The following is an 18,476-nucleotide window of genomic DNA, read 5'->3' as shown; positions in this document are numbered from 1 at the left end:
CTAATTCTGCTCAGTTCCAGATTTACGCCGGTTTTGCGGAAAAAGCAAAAGGGGATTATGGTTGTCCCCGCGGGGACAGAAACGGCGCGCGCCTTGTGGAACAGGGGATGTGTGGAGATTCGGTGAATGCAGCGCCCGCCCCGACATTTTGGGGACAGGTTTTGGGCAACCACATTCCATAGGGTGACAAATGGGCTGAAATAGGGGACAGTCTGTATGTCCCCCAATACCATTAATACCCAGATTTCTATTCGAAACAGGATTGGGGGCAGGGGTTATCCACATGCCCCCTTGACAGAATCGGGGGATCGGACGCAAATCAGAGGCAGAGACGGAAAAGCGGCCAGAACCGTGGAAAACCAACCGTCGGCAGGTGTGATCCGGGGCAGCCCGGACATTTTCGAGAAATGAGGGCAGTTATGCAAACGCTGAGGCCAGTGGGCCGGGGCGCGTCTGCGCGCAAATATGACATCATCACAGCCTTGGGCGCCTATGCGTTGGCGCAGGGCAAACATGACCAGCGGCGGGTTCTGCGGCTGCTGACGCTGATGACGGCGCGCTACAACTGGGCGCGGGATGAGCTCGCCGTGGGTCAGCGCGAGATTGCGCGGCTGTGGTCGGTGGACGAGCGGACAGTGAAACGCGAGATGGCGCTGTTGCGCGCGCGGGGCTGGCTGGTGGTCAAACGGCAGGGCGCGCGGGGCAGGGTGACAGAGCACGGATTGGACCTGGAACGGATGTTGCAGGATACGGAGGCGTATTGGGCTGCTGTCGGGCCGGATTTCGAATTGCGGATGGGGGCGGCAGAGCCGGAGACGTCGAAGGTGGTGCCGATGCCCGTGAAGGGCGACGTGCGCGCACCGGACCTGAGCGCAGGCACGGAATGGGCGCTGGCGCAGGCGGTGCTGTATGGCGAGGACGCGGGGCTATATGCGTCGTGGATTGCGGGGCTGGAGCGTGTGGAGCGGGCCGGGGGGCGGTTGACCCTGCGGGCGCCGTCGCGGTTTCACGGGGCCTATGTGCAGACCCATTTGGAGCGGCGGCTGCTGGCGGCCTGTCGCGAGGTGGACGGAGATGTGACCGAGGTGCGGATCATTACGTGAAGTGGACGCGAGGGGCGCCCTGCGAGGGCAGTGCAGGAGGCGGACGGAATGGATGCGATGTTGACCCACCTGCGCCTGATGGCGCGGTACAACACGTGGCAGAACAGATCGCTGGTGACGGCGGCGAGTGGATTGGAGCCGTCCGCACGTTGGATGGATCGGGGCGCGTTCTTTGGATCGATTGGGGCCACGTTTAATCACCTGCTGTGGGACGATGCGCTTTGGTTGGCGCGATTTGAGGGCAACACGCGGCCAGAGCGGGACATGGACGTGTCCCTGACCGAACCGGGCGATTGGGGTGTGTTCAAGGCCCGGCGGGTGGCGCAGGATGCCGCCATCGAAGCCTGGGCCGATGCGCTGAGTGTGGACGACCTGAAGGGGGTTATCGCGTGGTATCCGGGTGGGGGAGAGGTGCGGGTGGAGAAGCCTGCGACGGTCTGTTTTGCCCATCTGTTCAACCATCAGACGCATCACCGGGGGCAGATCCACGGGATGCTGACGGCGGCAGGGGCCATGCCGGAGGCCACGGACCTGCCGATGTTGGCCTGAGACCCTGCGAGACGCGTCGTGAGGGTATGAGAAGGCCGTCCGTGCACCCCACGCCGATTGGCTTTGTTTGAGCCTGTGAGGTGCGTGTTCATTTGGGCGTGGTGGGCAGGAGCGCCACTGGAAGGCGCAAAAAAGCCGCCGGTGGGCTACACCGGCGGCTTTGATGTTCTTTGACCCTGTGAAGGGTGCGATTACTCCGCGACGGGCTGGAGCGAGGCGAGGTAGGCGTAGATGTTCACGGCGTCCTCTTCCTTGCGGACTTTGTAGGTCATTTTCGAGCGGCCCTTGTCGCCTGTCGCTTCGCGCAGGTAGCCGGTGGGGTCCTGGACATAGGCTACGAAGACTTCTTCGGAGACTTTGAGGTCTTCCATGCCGGCGGCGAGCTGGTTGATGTCGGAATAGCGGAAGCCGTCGACCATGCCGAAGTTGCCACCCACGATGCCGTAGAGGTTGGGGCCGGTCTTGGCCTTTTTGCCAGCGAGCGTTTCGCCTGCGTCATCGACAACGACGTGGCAGGAAATGCACTGGCGGAATGCTTTTTCACCGGCGGCGGCGTCGCCCGAGGCGTGACCGTCGGCAAAGGCCGGGGCGGCGAGGGTTGCGGTGGCCAGAATGGCGAGTGTGCGGAACATGGGTGTCTCCTTCCTAGTTCTTTCGCAAGAACGTAGTGGGTTCGGCTTCAAGTCAACAGTAACTTTGACTTGAAGGGCTGCAAGGGGGGAATTGTGATCGGCAATTCCCCCTAAACGGGTCTGGTATCACGCAACCGCGTGGCTGATGGCGCATTGTTTCCACAGGTCCTTGAGCGCGTAGACGAGGTGTTCGATGTCGTCGATCGTGTGCAGCGGACCGGGGGTAAAGCGCAGCCGTTCGGTGCCTTTGGGCACGGTGGGGTAGTTGATGGGTTGGACGTAGATGCCGTAGCGCTGCATCAGGTAGTCCGACAGCATGCGGCATTTGACCGGATCCTTGATCATCACGGGGATGATGTGGGACGGGTTTTCAAGATGCGGGATGCCTTCCTGGTCCAGCCGTTTGCGCAGATAGGCGACGCGTTCGCGTTGCGTGATGCGTTCCTGGTCGGACTGTTTGAGGTGGCGGATGGATGTGCGCGCCGCCGCGGCCACGGCCGGGGGCAGGGCGGTGGTAAAGATGAACCCCGACGAGAACGAGCGGATAAAGTCGCACATGGCCTCGGACCCGGTGACGTAGCCGCCCACGACGCCGTAGGCTTTGCCCAGCGTCCCTTCGATCAGGGTGATGCGGTCGGCCAGCCCTTCTTTTTCAGAGATGCCGCCGCCGCGTGGGCCGTAGAGGCCAACGGCGTGGACCTCGTCGAGGTATGTCATGGCGCCGTGTTTTTCGGCCACTTCGACGATTTCCTGCATCGGGCAAATGTCGCCGTCCATGGAATAGACGCTCTCAAACGCCACGATCTTGGGGGCGTTGGCGGGCAGGGCGCTGAGTTTGCGGTCGAGGTCTTCGGGGTCGTTGTGTTTCCAGATGACCTTGTTCGCGCGGGAGTGGCGGATACCTTCGATCATGGAGGCGTGGTTGAGTTCATCCGAGAGGATCACGGCGTCGGGGAGCCGGGAGCCGAGTGTGGAGAGCGCGGCCCAGTTCGACACGTAGCCGGAGGTGAAGAGCAGCGCGCTGTCCTTGCCATGGAGGTCGGCGAGTTCCGCCTCGAGCTGTTTGTGGGCGTGGTTGGTGCCCGAGATGTTGCGCGTGCCGCCTGCGCCTGCGCCGTAGAGGTCAACCGCGTCCTTCATCGATTGGAGCACGCTGTCGTGCTGGCCCATGCCGAGGTAGTCGTTGGAGCACCATACGGTGACTTCGTCGGGGGTATCAGTGTCGTGGCATTTGGCGCGCGGGAAGGCGCCAGCCTGGCGTTCCAGTTCCGCGAAGATGCGGTAGTTGCCTTCGTCCTTGAGCGCGTCGATCTGCGTTTGGAACAGTGCATCAAAGTCCATGATGTCCCCCTTGGTTTGTGTGTTGTTCTGGTGTTGGTTTGGGCGCAGGCAGCATCCACCGCCAGAGCCGTTCGTCGGGGATGGGAAGGACCATCACCCAGTGTTCAAGTGCGGCGAGCGCCGTCAGGGCCGTCAGCAGGGCAAAGCCCGTGATGTGCCCAGTGGTGTCCGCGACATAGAGCCGTTCAAGCCAGCAGGCGGCGGCAAAGGTCAGCGCGGTGACCGAGATCGGGAAGAGCCAGTTCATGCCACGTGTGCGGAAGTGGCTGGGCAGGTGTGAGAGCGCCTGCGGCAGGAATTCCACGTGGATGCGGGGGACGCCGAGAAAGAGGTTCAGCTTGGCCGAGATGCGGGCAAAGAAGAGCACGGCGAAGGTGTAGAAGGTGAAGGGGTTTGCCGCCTCGTACTGGGTTAGCGCCAAGGCGATGACGGTCGCGGCGAGCAGCATCTCGTGATAGGCGACGGTGCCCCAGGCGCGGATGAAGCGTTGCCATTCGGGCGTGTGGTCGGGCAGCCGGTTGGTGTTGGGCCCGGTGATCACGCCCGTCAGGAACGCCAGTTCGATCCAGCCCCACAGCGCCAGCGCCGACAGGAAGGCCACGTAGACGCCGAAGATGTCCGTCTGGGTCATGGACCACCATGCGCCGTAGGCACCCGCCACCATAAGCGGCAGGGTCGCCCATGTGGTGCGCGCGCGCACGGAAGGGCCCGCGCGGTCGGCATATTTCACCGCCATCAGGATCGTGCCGGTGGAGAACCACCAGACGAAGAGGGCAATGAGGGCGGCGATCCAGGGGGTCATGTGGGCGCACACTCCGTGCCGGGCAGGGGGCGCTGCCCCCACGCCTGCGGCGTTCCCCCGGCATATTTTCCGAACAATGAAGCCGGGGGGAGGATATGTGCGCGGACCTGCATCAGTAGGCCGGTTCCATGCGCACCGAGGCCGGGACCTGGTGTTTTTTGGACGGGATCGTGAAGAGTGACACGAAGGCGGCGGCGGCGCGGATCTGGGCGGTGATTTTCTTGAGGCCCTTGGCGCCCGCCATGTCGACATTGGCCTTTTGCAGCCGTTCCAGCCCGCGTTGCCAGCGGGGGTGGTCGATGTCGAGGGTGATCGGGAAGATCTGCTGGCTGAGGATCGATGTTTTGGTGAAGACCTCGTGGGCGTACCAATCGGGATCGACGCCCAGGGCCTTGTGGAAAGCGGGGCGCTGGTGGTCGCGCACGTACATGGTGGCGTAGACGGCGGTGAGGAAGAATTTGATCCACAGCACGTTGACGCCGGAGGTCAGTTTGGGGTCCGTCTTCATCAGCAGCGCGAAGGCTTCGCCGTGTGAGAACTCGTCGTTGCACCATTCCTCGAACCATTTGAAGATTGGGTGGAAGCGGTGTTCGGGGTTCGCCTCGAGATGGCGGAAGATGGTGATGTAGCGGGCGTAGCCGATTTTTTCGCTGAGGTAGGTGGCGTAGTAGATGAATTTGGGCCGGAAATAGGTGTATTTCTTTTTCTGGGTGAGAAAGCCCAGATTGACCGCGATACCCGCTTCGCGCAGGGCGTCGTTGATGAAACCGGCATGCCGCGCCTCGTCCCGTGCCATCAGTTGGAACAGCTGAGTGATGTCGGCATTGTTGCCGCGGCGTTTCATTTCCTTGTAGAGGACGCAGCCCGAAAATTCGGCGGTGCAGGAGCTGACGAGGAAGTCGATGAATTCCTTTTTCAGCTGCGGCTCCATCCCGTCCCAGTCGACCGTGTCCCAGTCGGCGTTTTTCTTGAAATGGCCCTTGTTGGGGTCAGAGACCATCTGGGCAATCAGGTCATCCCAGTCGGCGCGCACGGGGGTCACGTCGATCGCGTCCATTTCGTCGAAATCGGTGGTGTAGAAGCGCGGGGTCAGCAGGGTGTTCTGCATCGCCAGTTCCGTGGCGCCGTCGCTGTCGGTGATGGCCTGCGATTGTTGCAGTTTCAGCGATTCCTCGGCGTCGGTGATGTCGGATGTGTGTTTGACAGGGGCGTTCATAGCGTCACCTCTTCGGAGAAAGAAAACTCGCACAGTTCCATGACTTCGAGATCGCCGGTGAGGCGGGTCCAGAGCCGTTCCAGTTTGGAGGCGCGCACGATCACCGCCTCGCGGTCTTCGGTGACGATTTCACCGAAGGGGGCCATGATCTCGGGGCCTTTCACGTGCACTTCGTCACCGGGATAGATGACGGCGCCGTTGTTGAACCGCACGTGGGCGTGCAGGCTTTCGAACTTGTGGCTGATTTCAACCGTGCAGGGGGCACGTTCGATGTCCTTTGTCAGTAGTCCCATGGTGGCTTCCTCCAGTGGGTTAGGGTTGGTCCAGCAACCTGGCGAAAGTGCGGAGATTGTCGGCGCCAAAGCCCATGAGCTCGGCCGACCAGTTGGTTTCGGGGTCGTATAGTGACAGGCGGTTGCCTGCGCGCAGGCGCAGCAGCACGGGCGCGGATGGGTCTGCGCCCACCTTGGCGCGTTCGCGGTGCAGCACACGTTCGATGCCGGCGACAAAGCCGCCCTTGTCCGCGGCGAAATCGGCCAGCACGGTGCCGTTTGCGTCCAGCACGCGGGCGGCACCCGAGGCGTCGCCGGTGATAAAGAGCGCGCGTTCCTGCAAGATTTCGGTCTGGGCCGGGGTGCTTTCCAGTGGGCGGCCTGTGAGCGTGGCGATGGTGACCAGCGACAGGATGATCAGCAGGAGTGCGAGCACGGCGCGCACGAGGATGCGGGGGACAAGCTCGTCCTCTTGGGCGTGGATGCGGGGGGAGGCGGTGTTGTTCATCGCGCTTACTCCGCCGCGACCGCGTCGAGCGGTGTGGTGCGGGTGACCTGCGGGGTGCTGATCCGCGCCTCGGCCGCGTTGGCGAGGATCTGTGCCACGTTTTCGGCGTCGGGGATGCAGCGCAGGGCGGGTTGCGGTTTGGACAAGTGCCAGGGCCGCGCGTGGGGCCAGATCACCAGATAGCTGAGTTTCGTGGCGCCCGTGGTGTCGAGCGCGATGGTACCCGTGCCGTTCTTGCGCAGGTCAAGGGCGGCGTTGCCCAGTTCGCGGTAGGGCAGGTTGAGCGTGAGCGTCAGGGCCGCGCCAATGCGCATGGCGACGCGGGACGTGGTGACCGTGTAGACGGTGGCGCGCGCCTGAATGAGCGCGGTCAGCAGCAGGAGGCCGCAGACCACCGCCCCCAGCAGCACCAGCGGCACGGTGGCGCCAATGGCCTGGCCGAGTGGCATGAGGTCGACCACGGTGACAAAGCGCCATGCGGTGAGCACGGCGAAATAGCCGATGATCCAGTTGAGGTTGAGCGCCTCGCGCGCCAGGGCGAGGGTCGAGGGTCTGCCTTGCCACAGGATCTCCTCGCCCTCGGGGGGGCGTTCGGGGAGGCCGTTCACCGGCTCGATTTCGAAGTCGTCATGGGACATGGCGCACATTCCCTTCCATGGAGTTTGGCCCGTGATCGGGTCCGGGGGCGTTTCGGTGGGTGTGGATCGCCCGGGGGGCACCCCCGGGCCGCGCCCGACCCTCCCCCCGGGAGGGCGCGTTGAAGACGTCGGGCAAGGCACCACTGATGTGCGGGTTGCCGTTGATCTGCATTGTCCAGAGGCCGTTTGCGCCCACCCAGGGTCGGGCGCGGCCCTCGTCACGCGCCATCCGCCGGACGGGTCCGGTTCGGGTCAGGCTTATGGCGCGCAGCGGTTTCATCAGAGCTTGGGTTCCTGACGGGCGCTGTCGGCATAGAGGGTGCCGCCGCCGTAGTAGCCACAGATTTTCTCTTCTTCGAGCATGGTCACCTGGGTGTTGCTGGCGTGTTGCGGCACGGTGGCGAAGTGTTTGCCGTAGAGGCTGCGGACCTTGACGTGGTCGCGCCAGATGCGGGCCATGGTCAGCGGCACGAGGCGGTTGCCCGTGCCCCATTTGGGGTCCAGCGTGTATTCGAGATAACGCACCAGTTGCTCGGGTTCGTCGACCCACATGTCGGTGACGCGGCCCACGATCTCGCCGTCACCCGCCATCACGGGCAGGCCGCGCGGGTCGCGCCCGGCGGCGTGGCGGAAGGCTTCGTTTGCGGACATCGGGATGATCTTGGGGTGGCCGTGGCCGTCGAGTTCCGGGATGTCGCGGCGCGGCGCCCAGGACGCAGGGCCGACACCGTCGAGCATCGGATCGCCCGTGGGCTCCAGCGGATAGCCGTTGCCGGGGCCCACGCGTTTCATCGGGATCTCGTCGCGTTCGGGCGGCTGGCCCGACGGCACGGTCACAGAGCCGCGCCCGTGGGGCAGATCGAACGTCTTGTCCGCGGGCAGGGGCCACATGGAGGGGTTGGAGGACACGTTGCCCTCGTCATCCTCGAGCGGGTAGCCCTCGCGCATGTTCTCGCGCTGGATCCAGATGATCAGCGCGGCGAAGAAGATCCAGAACAACCAGAGCGTCAGGGACGCGAGGTCGAATTCTCCGAAGAATGTCTCAGTCATGTAGGGGTTCCTTTCCTGGACAAGGTCATGTGGGGAAGTCCGCAAGCCCCACGGGCTGCGGCCTTTCCGCTTGGGTGAGGGGACCCGAAGTGCGCACAAGCGGTCCCAGGATGACGAGAGTGACGAACAAGAGGCCAATCTCTGCGTGGTAGACAAACGAATATCCGGTGGCAGCACTGTTGAGCGCCTCGCCCCAGGCGCCGGAGGTGGCGAGCGCCCCGATCCAGTCGCGCAGGGTGCCGCCCATGGCGATGGCGACGCCCGCCGCCGTGGCCTGTGCCGCGCCCCATGCGCCCAGGGCAAGGCCGCGCCCGGCGACCCCCTGGGCGGGCATGGTCATGGCCGCCGTCAGCGTCGAGACGGCAAAGAGCCCGCCGCCAAAGCCGATGAGCGTGGCGCCCGCGTAAAAGAGCGCGCTGGCCTGCATGGGGGCCGCAAAGATCACGAGGCTGAAGGCCCAGACACCCGCGAGGATGCCCGCGCCCGCCAGCCGGTAGGCATTGGAGCCTGCCGCGAGACGCCGCCCGGCCCAGGCAAAGCCCGCCAGCGCGCCCGCCGCCCAAAGCGCGGTCAAAAGCGTCGTGGCCGAGACGGAGAGGCCGAGGATTTCGCCGCCATAGGGTTCCAGCAGCACGTCCTGCATGTTGAACGCCATGGTGCCGACAAAGACGCAGGCCAACAGCCGCCCGGCCTGTCCGCCACGTGCGTAATCGGCCCAGGCATCGCGGAAAAGTGGCCGGGGGGCGGCGCGCTCATCGCGGGACATCGGGCGTACAGCCTCTTGCTTCCAAAGCGCCACAAGGTTCAGGACCACGCCGATCACGGCGGCCCCCTGCACCACGCGGATAAGGCGCAAGTCACTGTAATTGCTGAGAAGTCCACCGATGATCAGCGCCGAAATGCCCATGCCCACAAGGAACATCACATAGAGCAGCGCAACCACGCGGGGCCGCGTTTCATCGGATGCCCGGTCACTGGCCAGTGCCAGCCCGGCGGTTTGCGTCATGTGCAGGCCCAGCCCCGTCATCAGGAACGCCAGTGCCGCCAGCACCTGCCCTGCAAAAGGAATGTCGTGCACCACGTCGCCACCCAGCACCAGCAGAGCAAAGGGCATGACGGCCAGCCCGCCGAACTGCCACAGCGACCCGAACCAGATGTAAGGCACCCGTTTCCAGCCGATAGATGACCGGTAATTGTCGGACTTGAACCCCAAGAGCGCCCGGAATGGCGCGATCAGCACCGGCAGGGCGATCATCACCGCCACGATCATGGCTGGCACGCTCAGCTCCACGATCATCACGCGGTTCAGCGTGCCCAAGAGCATCACGCTCGCCATGCCCACCGACACTTGAAACAGCGACAGGCGCAGCAACTGATCCAGCGGCAGGCCATCTGACGCGGCATCGGCAAAGGGCAGGGCCCGGAGCGAGAGGTTCTTGAGTGCACTCATGGGCGCAGCTCCATCGCTTCCGAGATGTAGAAGCCGGATGTGATGCGGTCTACGGGGCGCAACCGGCGGCGCACGCCTGCGGATTTCGCGGCGCGGGCCAGTTTGGGATGCGCGTGGGGGATCATCACTGGCGACCGGTCAGAGCGGGGGAACGCCTTGCCCGCGTACCACATCGCCATCAGGGCGGGCGTGCGCGGGGCGACGGTGAACACGATCGGGCCTGAGACGCGCGGTTCCAGCGCTGATAGGGCCGCGCCGATGTCGTCGGCGGTGTAGTAGATCAGGCTGTCCATGGCGATCACGGCGTCAAACCGGCCCAGTTTCGGGTCCAGCATGTCACCCGCGTGGAATGTGACCTGGGATTGCAACTCATGCGGCAAACGCAGGCGCGCAATGTCGATCAGTTGCGGCGAGATATCGGCGGCCACCACGGTGGCGCCGCGTTCGGCCAGCGCAATGGTCGCAACCCCCGGCCCACAGCCCGCATCCAGCACCCGCGCGCCGCGCAGGTCATCGGGCAGGCGGCTCAGCATCAAGTCGCGCATACGCTCCCGCCCCGCGCGCACGGTTTCCCGAATGCGCGACACGGGTGCGTCCGAGGTCAGACGCTCCCATGTCTTGGTCGCCGTGCGGTCGAAATAGTCTTCGACGCGGGCGCGGGTGGATCCGTAATCCATGGCTTAGTCAAACCCCAGCAGTTCAAAGATATCGCGGTCTTCCATCGGCGCGGGGGCCATCCCCTCGGTGCCGTCATAGAGCAGTTGTGCAAGGCGCAGATATTCGGCGCGGCAGCGCACGATGTCCTCTTCGTCGTCCATCTCGAAGAGTGTCTTTTTCTTCAGCCGCGAGCGGCGGATGGCGTCCACATCGGGCATATGCGCGATGCGGTTGAAGCCCACGGTGTCGCAATAGCGGTCGACCTCGTTGGTTTCCTTGGACCGGTTGGCGACACAGCCCGCGAGCCGCACCTTGTAGTTCTTGGACTTGGCCTGCACGGCCGCGATGATCCGGTTCATCGCATAGATGCTGTCGAAGTCGTTGGCGGTAACGATCAGGGCGCGGTCCGCATGCTGCAAAGGCGCGGCAAAGCCACCGCAGACCACGTCGCCCAGCACATCAAAGATCACCACGTCGGTCTCTTCGAGCAGGTGGTGCTGTTTCAGCAGTTTGACCGTCTGCCCCACCACATAACCGCCACAGCCCGTGCCCGCAGGCGGGCCACCGGCCTCCACGCATTTCACGCCGTTGAACCCTTCGGACACGAAGTCCTCGGGGCGCAGTTCCTCGGGGTGGAAATCAACCTCTTTCAGAATGTCGATCACAGTGGGCTGCAACATGCCTGTGAGGGTAAAGGTGCTGTCATGCTTGGGGTCGCAGCCAATCTGCAGCACGCGTTTGCCCAACATGGAAAAGGCCGCCGACAGGTTCGACGAGGTTGTCGATTTGCCGATCCCGCCCTTACCGTAGACCGAAAACACCTTGGCGCCCTCGATCTTGGCGTCCGCGTCCTGATGCACTTGCACCGATCCTTCGCCGTCCTGTCCGCGCAGGGACGGGGGATTTCTGTCGAGTGGGCTCATTTGGCCCTCCTTTCCGAAAAGGCACCTGCCTCTTCATTGTTCTTCAAATATGCCCGCCGGAGGCTCCGGCGGCTGATCTCGTTACAAAGGGTCATTCGGCAGCGACCCCCTCGAGCTTGTCCTCAAGTGCATCGGCTGCATCCTGCAACGCGGCCAGCGTGGCGGCGTCAGGCTGCCAATAGTCGCGGTCCGAGGCTTCGAGCAGGCGGTTTGCCATGCGGCTGGAAGCGGTGGGGTTCAGATCGGCGATGCGCTTGCGCATCTCTTCGTCCAGCACGAAGGTCTCGGAAATCCGCTGGTAGACCCAATCGTCAACCTGCCCCGTGGTGGCGGACCAGCCCACGGTGTTGGTCACATGCGCCTCGATCTGGCGCACGCCTTCGGCGCCGTGTTTCAGCAGGCCCTCGAAAAACTTCGGATTGAGCGCCCGGCTGCGCGTCTCGAGTGCTACCTGATCGCGCAGGGTCCGCACCCGCGCCGTGCCGCGCGTCTGGTCACCGATATAGACCGACGCCTCGGACCCACGGGCGCGTTTCACCGCGCGGGCGATGCCGCCGAGCGTGTCGAAATAGTGATCCACCGATGTCACGCCCAGTTCGACGGATTCGAGGTTTTGATAGGCCACCTCCACATCCGCCAGCGCCTTTTGCAGCAGCGCGGGGTTGGCCGCTGACTTGCCATCAACTCCGTAGGCAAAGCTCTTGCGGGTCTCGTAGGCGTCGGCCAGTTCATCCTCGTCGCCAAAGGCGGAGCTGTCGACCAGCTGGTTCACGTTCGACCCATAGGCGCCTTCGGCATTGGAAAAGACGCGCAAGGCAGCCGTCGCCAGATCGACGCCTTGCGCCTCTGCATAGGCCAGCGCGTGGGCGCGGATATAGTTCTGGTCCAGCGGCTCGTCGGCTTCTGCGCATTTCAGCGCGGCCTCGGCCAGCATCCGGGTTTGCAGCGGCAGTAGGTCGCGGAAAATCCCCGACAGCGTCATGATCACATCGATGCGCGGGCGGCCCAATTCGGCCAGTGGGATCAGGTCAGCCCCCGCCAGACGGCCAAAGCTGTCGAAACGCGGGGTGCAACCCATCAGCGCCAGCGCCTGTGCAATCGGCCCGCCGTCGGATTTGATGTTGTCCGACCCCCAAAGCACCAGCGCAATCGATCGCGGCAGGGTCGGGTGCGTGTCGAGCAGCAATTGCGCCTGTTTCTCACCCTCGCGGCAGGCAAAAGCCGTGGGCATGCGGAACGGGTCAAAGGCGTGGATGTTGCGGCCCGTGGGCAGGATGTCGGGCGACCGGATCAGGTCTCCGCCATGCACCGGCGCGATATAGCGGGCATCGAGCGCCGTCATCAGCGCGTCCAACTCGCTGTCCTGCCGCAACAGCTCATCCGCCCGTGCGCGCGCGTCGTCATCGGCGTGGCGCATCACGTCGAGGTATTCGCTCCGCGCCGCGTCGCTCAGCGGTTGGCCCACCACGTGCAGCCCGTCGGGGATCAGCGCGTCCTCCGTCTCCAGCAGCTTGAGCCAGAGTGTGTCGGCGGGGGTGCCGCCCATATCCACGGCGACGGCCTGTTCTGCGATCAACGCCTCTAGCTCGGTCCGCGCCGGGACATCCCCGTCCATCTCGCGCCAGCGGGTCAGCGAATCCTTCAACTCCGCCAGGCCCTTGTAGAGCCCCGATTGCGCCAGCGGGGGCGTCAGGTGGGTGATGGTCACGGCATTCGACCGACGCTTGGCCAGCGACGCCTCGGACGGGTTGTTGGCCGCATAGAGATAGATGTTGGGCAACGCCCCGATCAGGCGGTCGGGCCAGCAGAGGCCACTGGCACCCGCCTGTTTGCCTGGCATGAATTCCAGCGCGCCGTGCATCCCGAAATGCAGCACCGCATCCGCACCATATCCGTCGCGCAGCCACTGGTAGAACGTGGCAAAGGCGTGGGTGGGGGCAAAGCCGTGCTCGAAAAGCAGCCGCATCGGGTCGCCTTCGTAACCGAAGGCCGGTTGCACGCCGACAAAGACGTTGCCCAGATCCGCGCCCAGCACAAACACGCCGCGCCCATCCGATTGTACCCGGCCCGGCGAAGGGCCCCAGGTCGCCTCGATCTCGGCCAGATGGGGCTGGGTGCGCACGATGGTGTCGGCATCCACATGGGCGGCCACATTGGCTTGCTGCCCGTATTGCGCGGCGTTGCCCTGGATCACTTGGGCGCGCAGATCCTCGACCGTGGCCGGGACCTCAAGCTGGTAACCGCGCGCCTTCATCGCATGCAGCGTATTGAAAAGGCTTTCGAATACGGAAAGGTATGCCGCAGTTCCAACCGCACCCGCATTGGGCGGGAAGCCAAAGAGGACAATCGCCACCTTCTTGTCGGCATTCTCGCGGCGGCGCAGCTGCGCCAGTTTCAGCGTCTTGTCCGCCAACACCTCGGCGCGTTCAAAGCACGGCACCATCGCCTTGGGTTCCGCCCCCGCCATGCAGCCCCGCACACAGCCCGCGCAGCCCTCCGGCCCCAACCGCCCGCCAAAGACCGTGGGGCACGTCGCACCGTCAAGTTCCGGCAGGGCCACCAGCATCGTCGTCTCGATCGGGCCAAGGCCACCGCTGCTCTGGGCCCATTGCCCCAGCGTCTGGAATTCCAGCGAATGGGCGGCGAGATATGGCACGTCGAGCCGCGCCAACATCTCCACGGCGGCGTCATTGTCGTTATAGGCCGGCCCGCCCACAAGGCTGAACCCGGTCAGGGACACCATCGCGTCGACCTGGCCCATGAAATAGGTCTCGACCGCGGGTCGCGCATCCAGCCCTCCGGCAAAGGCGGGCAACACCCGCAGCCCCCGGGCCTCGAGCGCGCGGATCACGCCGTCATAGTGATCCGTGTCTCCGGCCAGCACATAAGACCGCAACATGACCACACCCACGGTCATCGCGGCCCCTTTGGGTCCGGGAATATCCGCCGCGTTGCTGGTGATGCGGCCCGGCAGGTCGGGGTGATAAAGGCCGGTATCGGGGTAATCGATGGGCAGGGCCGCTTCGGGCGCATCCTGCCAGCCGGTGTCGGTGGCATAGCGGTTCAGCAGGAACTGGATCATCGCACGGACATTGTCGTCCGACCCGCCCAGCCAGTACTGCATCACAAGGAACCAGGCGCGCAGGTCCTGCGCCTTGCCGGGAATGAACTTGAGGATTTTGGGCAGACGCCGCAGCATCTGCATCTTCTTGGCGCCATCCTCGGTCTTGGGCTTGGACGACCCGCGCAGCCGTTTCATCAGCTTGCCCATGGTGCTGGGCGGGGCGGTCATATCGAGCGTGCCCATGCGGGTCAGCTTGACCACCTCGGCATCGGCCACCACGCCGATCATCGCATCGCACTGATCGCGCCGCGCGCGCAGCGCTGGCAAAATCCGCGCCACGTGCTCTTCGAGAAACAGCAGGTTGGCGATGATGATGTCGCCGTGCCGCACGGCCTCTTCGGCGGCCTCGAAACTGCCGGGGGTCTCGCCCCATTCAGCGGCGGCATGGATCTGGCAATCCAGACCGGGATAATCCGAGGCAAGCCGCTCCATCGCCCGCCGCGCAGGTCCCGCGGCGTGACTGTCCAGCGTGATGATCACCACGCGGTAGCCGGGCATGCGCCCTGTTATGCCAGTCTCATCGCGCAAAATGGGCCTTTGCTTCGTAGAGGGTGTCGACAGAAATCTCCGCCACGCCACGTTCGGCGGCAAAGTTTTCGGTGTTGCGCCGCGCCTTGCCGCGCACGAAAAACGGGATCTTCTTCAACTCGCGCTCGGCAGCATCCAGCCAGATGACCGCGCCCGCTTCGTCTTTCCTTTCGCCGGAAATACCTCGGGGGGTCTGGGGGGCTGGCCCCCCGTCTGCCGTTGGATTGGGCGCATGCCCACCATGGTGCGATGGCCCCGCCGCGTCGTGGAATTCGAAGTCCTCGCGGAACATGTGCAACAGGTGCTCTTCGAGCCCCATGACCAGCGGATGCACCCAGGTGTCAAAGAGCACATTGGCCCCTTCGATCCCCATTTGCGGCGAATAGCGCGCGGGGAAGTCCTGTACGTGTACGGGTGCGGAAATCACGGCGCAGGGGATGCCCAGACGTTTGCCGATATGGCGCTCCATCTGGGTGCCGAGGATCATCTCGGGTTGCAGCGCTTCGATCACGCGCTCGACCTCAAGATAGTCGTCGGTGATAGTGGCGGTCAGCCCCATTTCCTTGGCGGCGGCGCGCACGGGGCGGGCCATTTCGCGGTTGTAGCAGCCCATGCCCACCACCTCGAAACCCATCTCGTCACGGGCTACGCGGGCGGCGGCCAGCACGTGGGTGCCGTCGCCAAAGACGAACACCCGCTTGCCGGTCAGATAGGTGCTGTCCACAGATTTCGAGTACCAGGGCAGGCGCAGGCGGGACGTGTCGAGATAGGCGTCACGGCCAGTGATCGCGGCCACTTCCGCGATAAAATCGCGGGTGGCGCCGACGCCGATGGGCACGACCTTGGTGTAGGGCTGGTCCAGTTCACGTTCCATCCAGCGCGCGGCGCTTTCGGCGGTTTCGGGATACATCAGCACGTTGAAATGTGCGGCCCCCATGCGGGCGATGTCGCTGGGCGAGGACGTCATCGGGGCAACGACGTTGACGCTGATGCCCATGTCCGACAGCAGGGCGGTGACCTCCTGAATATCGTCGCGGTGGCGGAAGCCGAGCGCAGTGGGGCCGATCAGGTTGGCGGTGATCTGCGCCGTGCGCGCCATCGGTTTGGCGAGTGTTTTCACAATCTGAAAGAACGTCTCGTCCGCGCCGAAGTTTTCCTTGCGCTGGTAGCTGGGCAGTTCCAGCGGGATTACCGGCACGGGCAGGCCCATGGTTTCGGCCATGCCGCCGGGGTCGTCCTGGATCAGTTCTGCCGTGCAGGAGGCACCGACGATGATCGCCTCCGGCTCGAACCGGTCATAGGCATCCTGCGCCGCGGTCTTGAACAGGTTGGCGGTGTCGGCCCCGAGGTCGCGGGCCTGGAAGGTGGTGTAGGTCACGGGCGGGCGGTGGTCGCGCCGTTCGATCATGGTAAAGAGCAGGTCCGCGTAGGTGTCGCCCTGCGGTGCGTGCAGCACGTAGTGCAGGCCGGTCATGCCGGTGGCGACGCGCATGGCACCCACGTGGGGCGGGCCCTCATATGTCCAGACGGTGAGCTTCATGCTGTCACCTCGCGTCGCGAGGTGAACGGTGCGCGGAAGCTATCGGCAGAGCCGATGGCGGGCGCACACCCCTGAACTTCTGGGCGTTGTATCATTCTGCGGCCTCCAGTTTCAGGAGGTCGGCGCGGCGGATGGGGCGAGAGAAGAGGCCCGCGAGATCGCCCGCCTGTTCGTAGAAATGCACGGGCGTAAAGACCAGTTCGATGGCCCATTTGGTGGCGAGGCCTTGTGCCTCGAGCGGGTTGGCGAGGCCGAGGCCGCAGACGGTGAGGTCGGGCTGTGCGGCGATGGCGCGGTCGAGTTGCAGGTCGACGTCCTGACCTTCGGAGAGGGTGGGGCCGGTCGTCATCAGGTCGAGGTCGGGGCCAACGATGCCCTTGTGGATGAAGGGTGCGCCGACTTCGATGGCGTCCATGCCACATTCGCGGGTCAGGAAGCGCGCCAGCGGGATTTCAAGCTGGCTGTCGGGAAAGAAGAAGATGGATTTGCCGTTCAACGTCTCGGCGGCCTGGGCGATGGCCTTGCAGGCGCGGGCGCGGGGAGCGGCGGTCACCGTTTCGAACAGCTCGGGCGAGACGCCAAACTCGGAGGCGATGGCGGCGAGCCATTGGGTTGTGCCCTCTTCGCCAAAGGGGAAGGGCGCGGGCAGGTGCCGCGCGCCGCGCCGGGTCAGCGCATCATGCGTGTCACCGAGAAAGGGTTGGGTGAGGGCGTAGACCGTGTTTTCACCCACGCCCAGATCATCATCGACGCGCGGGGCGGGCAGGACCTTGATCGGGCCGATGCCCATGGCCTCGAGCAGGCCGATGGCCTGTTCCTCGACCACATCGGGCAGCGCGCCAACCAGCAGGAGCTGGCGGTCCTTTGTCTCTGGCAGGACAGGGACCATGGACGCCAAACAGGCGTCTTCGCCCTGGGTAAACGTTGTCTCGATGCCGGAGCCGGAAAAGTTCAGCACCCGCACATGCGGCGCGTGGGTCTGGGTCATCCGCTCGGCGGCTTTGGCGAGGTCCAGCTTGATCACTTCTGATGGGCAGGAGCCGACGAGGAAGAGCTGTTTGATGTCTGGCCGACGCGCCAGCAATTCGGCCACGACCTTGTCCAGCTCGTCCTGCGCATCCGCAAGACCGGCAAGGTCGGTTTCCTCGAGGATGGCGGTGCCGAAGCGGGGTTCGGCGAAAATCATCACCCCGGCGGCCGATTGCAGCAGGTGGGCGCAGGTACGTGACCCGATCACCAGAAAGAATGCGTCCTGCATCTTGCGATGGAGCCAGATGATTCCCGTCAGGCCGCAAAACACCTCGCGTTGGCCGCGCTGTTTGAGAATCGGCGTGTCGCGGCAACCACCGCTGGCGGGGAGGCGGGGAAGTTCGGTCATGCGGGGGCCTCTTGGGTGTGGGCGGCCTGCAATCTGGCGGCGCGCAGTTTCAGCACGAACTGGACGGCGTTGATGACGTAGGCCGCGTAGGCGGCAAGCGCGAGTGTCATCAGCATCGGGGGCGTCAGCGCAGCGGTGAACAGCGCCCAGAGATAGGCGGTGTGCAACCCGATCACGAGGAAGGAAAACACGTCTTCCCAAAAGAAGGCGGGGGCCAGAAGGTACTGGCCGAACACGACTTTTTCCCAGATCGCGCCAGTGACCATGATGAGGTAGAGCACCCCGGTTTTGATCACGATGGACCAGGTGGCGACGACGTATCCGTCACCCGTCCAGAGGTAGCGGAACACAAGGGTCAACGAGACGAGAAAAACCACGAATTGCAGCGGTGCCAGCACCCCCTGAACAGGGGTCCAGATCGTCGCATCACGGCGCGCGCGTTCGGCGGGCGTATAGAGCCCGGCGGGGATGCGATTGGCAGGTGTCCGGGTGGACATGGGATGGCTCACTTTTGTCTCTCCATGATTGAAACTATCGGGGCGGGTCAAAAAGTGTCAATTAAAAGTTACAGTTGCAGAGAGGGGTTTCCCTGTGCTGGAGGCTGCCTGGCCCAGGGGTTTGGCGGCGTTTTTCACTGTTTTCAGGAGAAAATGGGCTTTTTACGCGAGAAGTGATCAGTTTGATGCGCTGCAATATGTCAAATGAGGTTGACAATCGACCTGTCCAGGCAGACAGTTTTGTTGAATTTCCCCGACTCTGTCGCGC

18 protein-coding genes are annotated in these 18,476 nt (G+C 64.2%); 3 read left to right on the top strand and 15 right to left on the bottom strand.

Features of this window, described 5'->3' with window-relative positions; translation table 11 throughout:
• The 3 genes from Q0936_RS19455 to Q0936_RS19445 all read left to right on the top strand — a co-directional run.
• Positions 1 to 182 (top strand): hypothetical protein (locus Q0936_RS19455; protein ID WP_299378362.1); only part of this gene is annotated, 182 nt, incomplete at its 5' end.
• 237 nt (positions 183 to 419) lie between these two features.
• Positions 420 to 1,103 carry a hypothetical protein gene (locus Q0936_RS19450; RefSeq protein ID WP_299292949.1) on the top strand — a complete coding sequence of 228 codons (684 nt, stop codon included), beginning with the start codon at positions 420 to 422 and terminating at the stop codon, positions 1,101 to 1,103.
• 48 nt (positions 1,104 to 1,151) lie between these two features.
• Positions 1,152 to 1,652, top strand: a complete 501-nt coding sequence (locus Q0936_RS19445) for a DinB family protein (protein ID WP_299292946.1) — start codon at positions 1,152 to 1,154, stop codon at positions 1,650 to 1,652.
• Positions 1,653 to 1,843: 191 nt separating this feature from the next.
• On the opposite strand, the gene Q0936_RS19440 is transcribed toward Q0936_RS19445, so the two are convergent.
• From Q0936_RS19440 to bchF, 15 genes are all read right to left on the bottom strand, one after another.
• Positions 1,844 to 2,284, bottom strand: coding sequence for a c-type cytochrome (locus Q0936_RS19440; RefSeq protein WP_299146326.1), 441 nt, complete (start codon positions 2,282 to 2,284; stop codon positions 1,844 to 1,846).
• A 126-nt stretch (positions 2,285 to 2,410) separates the two neighbouring features.
• On the bottom strand, positions 2,411 to 3,625 hold the full coding sequence (gene hemA / locus Q0936_RS19435) for a 5-aminolevulinate synthase (RefSeq protein ID WP_299292944.1): 1,215 nt from the start codon (positions 3,623 to 3,625) through the stop codon (positions 2,411 to 2,413).
• A complete protein-coding gene (gene puhE, locus Q0936_RS19430) occupies positions 3,615 to 4,427 on the bottom strand; it encodes a putative photosynthetic complex assembly protein PuhE (RefSeq protein WP_299292942.1) in 813 nt (270 codons plus the stop codon). The genes hemA and puhE overlap by 11 nt, the downstream gene beginning before the upstream one ends.
• Positions 4,428 to 4,539: 112 nt before the next feature.
• Positions 4,540 to 5,643 (bottom strand): magnesium-protoporphyrin IX monomethyl ester (oxidative) cyclase, encoded by a 1,104-nt coding sequence (gene acsF, locus Q0936_RS19425; RefSeq protein WP_299292940.1) that lies wholly within the window; start codon positions 5,641 to 5,643, stop codon positions 4,540 to 4,542.
• Complete coding sequence (locus tag Q0936_RS19420; protein ID WP_299292938.1) at positions 5,640 to 5,936, bottom strand: hypothetical protein; 297 nt, start codon at positions 5,934 to 5,936, stop codon at positions 5,640 to 5,642. Before Q0936_RS19420 ends, acsF begins: the two co-directional genes overlap by 4 nt.
• A 19-nt stretch (positions 5,937 to 5,955) precedes the next feature.
• Complete coding sequence (gene puhC, locus Q0936_RS19415; RefSeq protein WP_299292936.1) at positions 5,956 to 6,423, bottom strand: photosynthetic complex assembly protein PuhC; 468 nt, start codon at positions 6,421 to 6,423, stop codon at positions 5,956 to 5,958.
• Between the two features lie 5 nt (positions 6,424 to 6,428).
• A complete protein-coding gene (gene puhB, locus Q0936_RS19410; RefSeq protein WP_299292934.1) occupies positions 6,429 to 7,061 on the bottom strand; it encodes a photosynthetic complex putative assembly protein PuhB in 633 nt (210 codons plus the stop codon).
• 279 nt (positions 7,062 to 7,340) lie between these two features.
• The gene (gene puhA, locus Q0936_RS19405; RefSeq protein ID WP_299292932.1) at positions 7,341 to 8,111 is read right to left on the bottom strand and encodes a photosynthetic reaction center subunit H; all 771 of its coding nucleotides are present in this window, start codon (positions 8,109 to 8,111) and stop codon (positions 7,341 to 7,343) included.
• A gap of 25 nt (positions 8,112 to 8,136) precedes the next feature.
• Positions 8,137 to 9,561, bottom strand: coding sequence for a PucC family protein (locus Q0936_RS19400; RefSeq protein WP_299292930.1), 1,425 nt, complete (start codon positions 9,559 to 9,561; stop codon positions 8,137 to 8,139).
• A complete protein-coding gene (bchM, locus tag Q0936_RS19395) occupies positions 9,558 to 10,238 on the bottom strand; it encodes a magnesium protoporphyrin IX methyltransferase (RefSeq protein ID WP_299292928.1) in 681 nt (226 codons plus the stop codon). Before bchM ends, Q0936_RS19400 begins: the two co-directional genes overlap by 4 nt.
• A gap of 3 nt (positions 10,239 to 10,241) precedes the next feature.
• Positions 10,242 to 11,141 (bottom strand): ferredoxin:protochlorophyllide reductase (ATP-dependent) iron-sulfur ATP-binding protein, encoded by a 900-nt coding sequence (gene bchL / locus Q0936_RS19390; protein ID WP_299146336.1) that lies wholly within the window; start codon positions 11,139 to 11,141, stop codon positions 10,242 to 10,244.
• A 91-nt stretch (positions 11,142 to 11,232) separates the two neighbouring features.
• Complete coding sequence (locus tag Q0936_RS19385) at positions 11,233 to 14,763, bottom strand: magnesium chelatase subunit H (RefSeq protein ID WP_299292927.1); 3,531 nt, start codon at positions 14,761 to 14,763, stop codon at positions 11,233 to 11,235.
• A 19-nt stretch (positions 14,764 to 14,782) separates the two neighbouring features.
• Positions 14,783 to 16,333: a ferredoxin:protochlorophyllide reductase (ATP-dependent) subunit B gene (gene bchB, locus Q0936_RS19380; RefSeq protein WP_299378361.1), complete on the bottom strand. Its 1,551-nt coding sequence runs from the start codon at positions 16,331 to 16,333 to the stop codon at positions 14,783 to 14,785.
• Between the two features lie 91 nt (positions 16,334 to 16,424).
• Entirely contained in the window at positions 16,425 to 17,711 is a 1,287-nt protein-coding gene (locus Q0936_RS19375) for a ferredoxin:protochlorophyllide reductase (ATP-dependent) subunit N (protein WP_299293046.1), read from the bottom strand.
• Positions 17,708 to 18,208 carry a 2-vinyl bacteriochlorophyllide hydratase gene (gene bchF, locus Q0936_RS19370; protein WP_299146340.1) on the bottom strand — a complete coding sequence of 167 codons (501 nt, stop codon included), beginning with the start codon at positions 18,206 to 18,208 and terminating at the stop codon, positions 17,708 to 17,710. The genes Q0936_RS19375 and bchF overlap by 4 nt, the downstream gene beginning before the upstream one ends.
• Positions 18,209 to 18,476 lie beyond the last annotated feature (268 nt).

It is taken from the genome of uncultured Tateyamaria sp., assembly GCF_947488715.1.
Taxonomy (GTDB): Bacteria; Pseudomonadota; Alphaproteobacteria; order Rhodobacterales; family Rhodobacteraceae; genus Tateyamaria.
The sequence above is the reverse complement of the archived record's forward strand: the minus strand, read 5'-3'. Positions and strand labels throughout refer to the sequence as shown.

What these genes read in the sequence shown, in the direction of transcription:
- Q0936_RS19450 (WP_299292949.1), top strand. Translation starts at nt 420, where the DNA reads ATGCAAACGCTGAGGCCAGTGGGCCGGGGCGCGTCTGCGCGCAAATAT.
- Q0936_RS19445 (WP_299292946.1), top strand. Translation starts at nt 1,152, where the DNA reads ATGGATGCGATGTTGACCCACCTGCGCCTGATGGCGCGGTACAACACG.
- Q0936_RS19440 (WP_299146326.1), bottom strand. Translation starts at nt 2,284, where the DNA reads ATGTTCCGCACACTCGCCATTCTGGCCACCGCAACCCTCGCCGCCCCG.
- hemA (WP_299292944.1), bottom strand. Translation starts at nt 3,625, where the DNA reads ATGGACTTTGATGCACTGTTCCAAACGCAGATCGACGCGCTCAAGGAC.
- puhE (WP_299292942.1), bottom strand. Translation starts at nt 4,427, where the DNA reads ATGACCCCCTGGATCGCCGCCCTCATTGCCCTCTTCGTCTGGTGGTTC.
- acsF (WP_299292940.1), bottom strand. Translation starts at nt 5,643, where the DNA reads ATGAACGCCCCTGTCAAACACACATCCGACATCACCGACGCCGAGGAA.
- Q0936_RS19420 (WP_299292938.1), bottom strand. Translation starts at nt 5,936, where the DNA reads ATGGGACTACTGACAAAGGACATCGAACGTGCCCCCTGCACGGTTGAA.
- puhC (WP_299292936.1), bottom strand. Translation starts at nt 6,423, where the DNA reads ATGAACAACACCGCCTCCCCCCGCATCCACGCCCAAGAGGACGAGCTT.
- puhB (WP_299292934.1), bottom strand. Translation starts at nt 7,061, where the DNA reads ATGTCCCATGACGACTTCGAAATCGAGCCGGTGAACGGCCTCCCCGAA.
- puhA (WP_299292932.1), bottom strand. Translation starts at nt 8,111, where the DNA reads ATGACTGAGACATTCTTCGGAGAATTCGACCTCGCGTCCCTGACGCTC.
- Q0936_RS19400 (WP_299292930.1), bottom strand. Translation starts at nt 9,561, where the DNA reads ATGAGTGCACTCAAGAACCTCTCGCTCCGGGCCCTGCCCTTTGCCGAT.
- bchM (WP_299292928.1), bottom strand. Translation starts at nt 10,238, where the DNA reads ATGGATTACGGATCCACCCGCGCCCGCGTCGAAGACTATTTCGACCGC.
- bchL (WP_299146336.1), bottom strand. Translation starts at nt 11,141, where the DNA reads ATGAGCCCACTCGACAGAAATCCCCCGTCCCTGCGCGGACAGGACGGC.
- Q0936_RS19385 (WP_299292927.1), bottom strand. Translation starts at nt 14,763, where the DNA reads ATGCCCGGCTACCGCGTGGTGATCATCACGCTGGACAGTCACGCCGCG.
- bchB (WP_299378361.1), bottom strand. Translation starts at nt 16,333, where the DNA reads ATGAAGCTCACCGTCTGGACATATGAGGGCCCGCCCCACGTGGGTGCC.
- Q0936_RS19375 (WP_299293046.1), bottom strand. Translation starts at nt 17,711, where the DNA reads ATGACCGAACTTCCCCGCCTCCCCGCCAGCGGTGGTTGCCGCGACACG.
- bchF (WP_299146340.1), bottom strand. Translation starts at nt 18,208, where the DNA reads ATGTCCACCCGGACACCTGCCAATCGCATCCCCGCCGGGCTCTATACG.